This is a genomic window from Methylobacterium sp. WL116 (assembly GCF_008039455.1).
GTDB lineage: Bacteria > Pseudomonadota > Alphaproteobacteria > Rhizobiales > Beijerinckiaceae > Methylobacterium.
In genome coordinates this window covers 1-4,688 of the sequence record NZ_VRUV01000363.1, presented here as the reverse complement: position 1 = coordinate 4,688, position 4,688 = coordinate 1, and the positions used below count along the sequence as shown (strand labels likewise).

4 protein-coding genes and 2 pseudogenes are annotated in these 4,688 nt (G+C 71.2%); all 6 read right to left on the bottom strand.

What is annotated here, in order from left to right; all coding sequences use genetic code 11:
* A pseudogene (locus FV223_RS20465) lies at positions 1–238 on the bottom strand (peptidase M23); the annotation flags it as partial.
* Positions 239–429: 191 nt separating this feature from the next.
* Positions 430–1,110, bottom strand: a complete 681-nt coding sequence (locus tag FV223_RS20460) for a protein-L-isoaspartate O-methyltransferase (protein WP_147728728.1) — start codon at positions 1,108–1,110, stop codon at positions 430–432.
* Positions 1,107–1,799 carry an alpha/beta fold hydrolase gene (locus FV223_RS20455; RefSeq protein WP_147728727.1) on the bottom strand — a complete coding sequence of 231 codons (693 nt, stop codon included), beginning with the start codon at positions 1,797–1,799 and terminating at the stop codon, positions 1,107–1,109. Before FV223_RS20455 ends, FV223_RS20460 begins: the two co-directional genes overlap by 4 nt.
* 120 nt (positions 1,800–1,919) lie before the next feature.
* Positions 1,920–2,684 (bottom strand): 5'/3'-nucleotidase SurE, encoded by a 765-nt coding sequence (gene surE, locus FV223_RS20450; RefSeq protein ID WP_147728726.1) that lies wholly within the window; start codon positions 2,682–2,684, stop codon positions 1,920–1,922.
* Positions 2,684–4,081, bottom strand: a complete 1,398-nt coding sequence (gene serS, locus FV223_RS20445; RefSeq protein ID WP_147728725.1) for a serine--tRNA ligase — start codon at positions 4,079–4,081, stop codon at positions 2,684–2,686. Before serS ends, surE begins: the two co-directional genes overlap by 1 nt.
* A 298-nt stretch (positions 4,082–4,379) precedes the next feature.
* Positions 4,380–4,688: pseudogene (locus FV223_RS30660) on the bottom strand (hypothetical protein); the annotation flags it as partial.

Genomic DNA, 4,688 nt, shown 5'->3' with positions numbered 1-4,688 from the left:
GGCCGGGCCGGGGCGAGATCGCCGTCGGCGCGCCGAGCGCCTCGGACTGGATCCGGCCGGTGCGGATCGGCGGCGCCGACGGCATGTCCGGCAGGCTGCCCGTCGCCGCCGGCTCGCTCGCCATGTTCGACGCGAACGGGTTGGTGAAGGGGCTGTCGAGACGCGATGCGTCCGACGAGCAGGCGGCAGCACCGCTGCCGATAACTCCGATGAGAGCGAAGCGCGACAGCGTCTTCATCCTCCGACCAGTCCCGCGAACCCGCATCGACGCACCCGTTTGCCTGACGCAACTTGATGAGCCCATGAAAGCCGGATTCAGGTTAAACAACCGTTCCCGTTCACCACGTTCACGGCCGCGCGAGCACCATTTCGCTCTCGGGATCGCTGCTTAGGAATGCTTACCGCAGGCGGAGCGGCGAGCGCGATTGGTTAAAGCGCGGCGGCTCGTCCGGGCACCAGCGGCGCGAGGCGCAGGCGCGGTCCCGGCTCGACGACGAGGCCCTGCCCGCCATGCGTGGCCGCCATCAGCCCGCCCTCCGATCCGGCGACGAGGCGGCCGCCGGGCTTCAGCGCCGCGGCCCAGGATGCGGGCTGCTCCGCGACCGCACCGTGGACCAGGATGCGGTCGTAGCCGCCCCCCGCGGTGTCGGCGAGGCCGTCGCCCTGGAGCACGCGGGCGCGCCCTGCGAGGTTCGCGCTCGCCTGCCCGGCCAGCGTCGCGTAGCGCTCCAGGCTCGTCACCGCGCCGGCGCCGAGTTGCAGCAGCAGCGCCGTGACGTAGCCGGACCCGGTCCCGATCTCGAGGATCCGCATTCCGGGCTCGACCTTCAGCAGCGTCAGCATCGTCGCCACCGTGCTCGGTGCGGTCATCGCCGCGCCGCAGGGCAGCGGCAGGGAAAGGTCGCGCCGGGCGAGGTGGCGATACGCGGCGGGGGCGAACGCGGCGCGCGGCACCTGCTCCATCGCCCGCAGCACCGCCGTGTCGCGGGTGCCGCGCCCGCGCAGGGCCAGCACGAAGGCGGCGTTCTCGATCGCCCCGCCGAGGCCGGCATGGCCGCTCAAGCTCGCGCCGACCTGGTCGTCGATCGCGTCCACGTCGCTTCCGGTCATGGCGGCAGGTCGCCGATCCAGGCGAGGATGAGCGCGGCCAGCGCGTCCGGCGCCTCGAGCGGCAGCATGTGGCCGGCATCCGCGACCACCGCCATCGTCGCGCCGGGGATGCCGTCGCGCAGCTCCTCCGATTCCGCGATGCTGCGCAGGCGGTCCCGGCCCGCCGCGATCACCAGCGTCGGGCAGCCGAGCGCACCGAGCCGATCCGCATCGCCGACCCGCTCGAGCCGGGATTGGCGCAGGAAGGCCTCGCGCCCGAGGCGCTGCCCCATCGCCCGGATGCGCTCGATCAGGGCCGCGTCCCCGGCCCGGTCCGGATGCACCGAGGCGGCCGCCGCCGCCCGGCTCAGGCCGCCGAAGTGGCCGGTCTCGACGCCCTCGATGGCGAGGCGCTTGGCGACCGCCTGCTTGCGCGAGTCGGATCGCGACGAGGTCGCGATCAGCACAAGCCCCCGCACCCGCTCCGGCGCGAGCCGCGCCGCCTCGCGGGCGACGTAGCCGCCCATCGAGAACCCAACGAGCACGAAGCGCGCCGGCGCCTCGGCGAGCAGCCGCTGCGCCATCGCCGGGATCGTGTCGTCGTGGGCGAGGCTCGCATGGTGGATCGGGCCTGCGGGCGCCAGCGCCTCGGCCATGTCGTCCCACAGGCTGGCATCGGCCATGTATCCGGGGATCAGGACGAGGCTCATCGGGCGAGTCTCCGGTTCGGGATGCGGTCGCCCCCGAGAGGCTGTCCGCTTTCGGCCCCGTCGTTGCGAAGCGCCGCAGGCGAGCCCGGAATTCAGAACCGCCGCGGCTGCGGGATCCGCCTACTCCGCGAAGGCCTGGGCGAAGCGCGTCAGCGTCGGCTCGTCGGTGAGGTCGAGGCGCAGCGGCGTCACCGAGATGCGCTTCTCGGCGATCGCCTTCAGGTCGGAGCCGTTGCCCGGCTCGAACCGGGCCTTGGCGAAGGCGAGCCAGAAATATGGGTTGCCGCGCCCGTCGGTGCGCGCGTCGATGGCGAGCAGCGCCTGGTTGCGCTGCCCCTGCGCCGCCACGGCGATGCCGGCGACCTCCTCCGGCTCGCAATCGGGGAAGTTGACGTTGATCACGATGCCCGGCTCGATGCCGGTCTCGAGGATCTTCTTCACCACGATCGGCCCGTGATGGGCGGCGCATTGCCATTTCAGGTTGCCGCGGCCGCCGATCCCGTAGGCCTGCGACATCGCGATCGAGCGCACGTTGAGGATCGTGCCCTCCATCGCGGCGGCGATGGTGCCGGAATAGGTCACGTCCTCGGCGACGTTCTGGCCGCGGTTGACGCCCGACAGCACGAGATCCGGGCCGTGGTCGGCCAGGATGTGGCGCACGCCGAGGATGACGCAATCGGAGGGCGTGCCCTTCACCGCGAAGCGCTTCTCCGCGATGTGGCGCAGGCGCAGGGGGTCGTTCAGCGACAGCGAGTGCGAGACGCCGGATTGGTCTGTCTCGGGCGCCACCACCCAGACGTCGTCGGAGAGCGTCCGGGCGATGCCCTCCAGCGTCTCCAGGCCCGGCGCGTGGATGCCGTCGTCGTTGGTGACGAGAATGCGCATTACGGGCGTGGTCCTTCGATCCGGTTGAGGCCGCCCATGTAGGGCGCGAGCACGGACGGGATCGTGACGCTGCCGTCCGGGTTCTGGTAGTTCTCCATCACCGCGATCAGCGCACGGCCGACCGCGACGCCCGAGCCGTTCAGGGTATGCACGAAGGCGGGCTTGCCGTCCTTACGGTACCGGGCATTCATCCGTCGCGCCTGAAAATCGCCGCAGACCGAGCAGGACGAGATCTCGCGGAAGGTCTTCTGGCCCGGCATCCAGACCTCGATGTCGTAGGTCTTCTGGCTGGCGAAGCCCATGTCGCCGGTGCACAGGGTCATCGTGCGGAACGGCAGGTCGAGCTTCTTCAAGACCGTCTCGGCGCAGGCCAGCATGCGCTCGTGCTCGTCCGCCGACTTCTCCGGCGCGGTGATCGAGACCAGCTCGACCTTGTTGAACTGGTGCTGCCGCAGCATCCCGCGGGTGTCGCGCCCGGCCGCCCCGGCCTCCGCACGGAAGCAGGGGGTCAGGGCCGTGAAGCGGAGCGGCAACTCGTCTTCCGCTAGGATGGATTCGCGGACGAGGTTGGTGAGCGGGACTTCGGCTGTGGGGATGAGCCAGCGCGAACTCTGGTCAAGCCAATCTTGAACTCCGCCCGAAATGAAGTCGGTTGCTTCGCGTTGATGGCCCGCGACGGCAATGATCGAACCAACGCTGCGACGAATGTCTTCAATGGTCGAACCGTCATTAACGGCGAACTGGTCATCGCGAAACTTCGGCAGCTGCGCCGTGCCGAACATCGCCTCGTCGCGCACCAGGATCGGCGGCGCGACCTCGAGATAGCCGTGCTCCTGCGTGTGAAGATCGAGCATGAACTGCCCGAGCGCCCGCTCCAGCCGGGCGATCTGGCCCTTGAGCACGACGAAGCGCGAGCCGGAGATCTTGGTCGCGGTCTCGAAATCCATCAGGCCCAAGGCCTCGCCGAGCTCGAAATGCTGGCGGCCCTCGGTGAGCGTTTCACGCGCGGACGCGAAGCGCCGGTATTCGACGTTGCCGTGCTCGTCGGCGCCCTCGGGCACGTCGGCCTTGGGCCGGTTCGGGATCGCGGCGAGCCGGTCGTCGAGGGCCTTGGCGGCCTCGGACTGCGCCGTCTCCAGAGCGGGCGCGGCCTCCTTGAGGCCGGCGACCTCGTCCATCAGCGCGGCGGCGCGGGCCTCGTCCTTCGCCTTCTTGGCGGCGCCGATTTCCTTGGCCCGCGCGTTGCGGCGCTCCTGGTTCTCCTGCGCCGCCGAGACGGCCGCCTTGCGGGCGTCGTCCAGCGCGATCAGCTCGGCCGAGAGCGGGCTGAGGCCGCGACGGGAAAGGTCGCGGTCGAAGGCTTCCGGGTTGTCCCGGATGGCGCGGATGTCGTGCATGGGCTGGCTCGGGTCGTGCGGACGGGCACGCTTTGCAGCATCGGTCCGCGCGCGACAAGGCTGCGGCGGGCGATGGCGGGCACGCGCGTCCGCCGTGGACACCGCCCGGCCCGCTTCCGGTCAGGGCATCGAGATGATGCGTCTCGTGACGCCCTCCGCCGAAATCTTTCCCGTCAGCCCGGGGCGCAGAAGGCGAGCCTCGAATCGAGAACCGCAGGTCGGAATTCGGCTTGGCACCCTCGGCGGCTCTGGATCCCGGACCCTGTCGGCGGGAGCCGGCGCTTCGCAACCCCGGCGGTCAGGCCGCCAGACGCCGGCGCTCCGGGGCGTCCTGGGCATCCGACGCGGCTTCGGTCTCCGCGGCGAGGCGCACCCGCTCCTGCTCCTCGCGAAAACTCGCCAGGATCGCTTCGGGCAGCGCGTCGAGGATGGCGCCGACCGGGTCGGTGCGCGGCTCCCGCTCGGCGACGATGTCGGCCTCGGGCGACGCCACGTCCGTGAAGCGCCGGTCGCCGATGCGGTCGCGAGGGTCGAGCGCGATGCGGTCCAAAGCCGTCGGCTCGGGAATGTCGTCGGCCGCGAGCCGGAGCGTGGCCGCCTCCTGCGC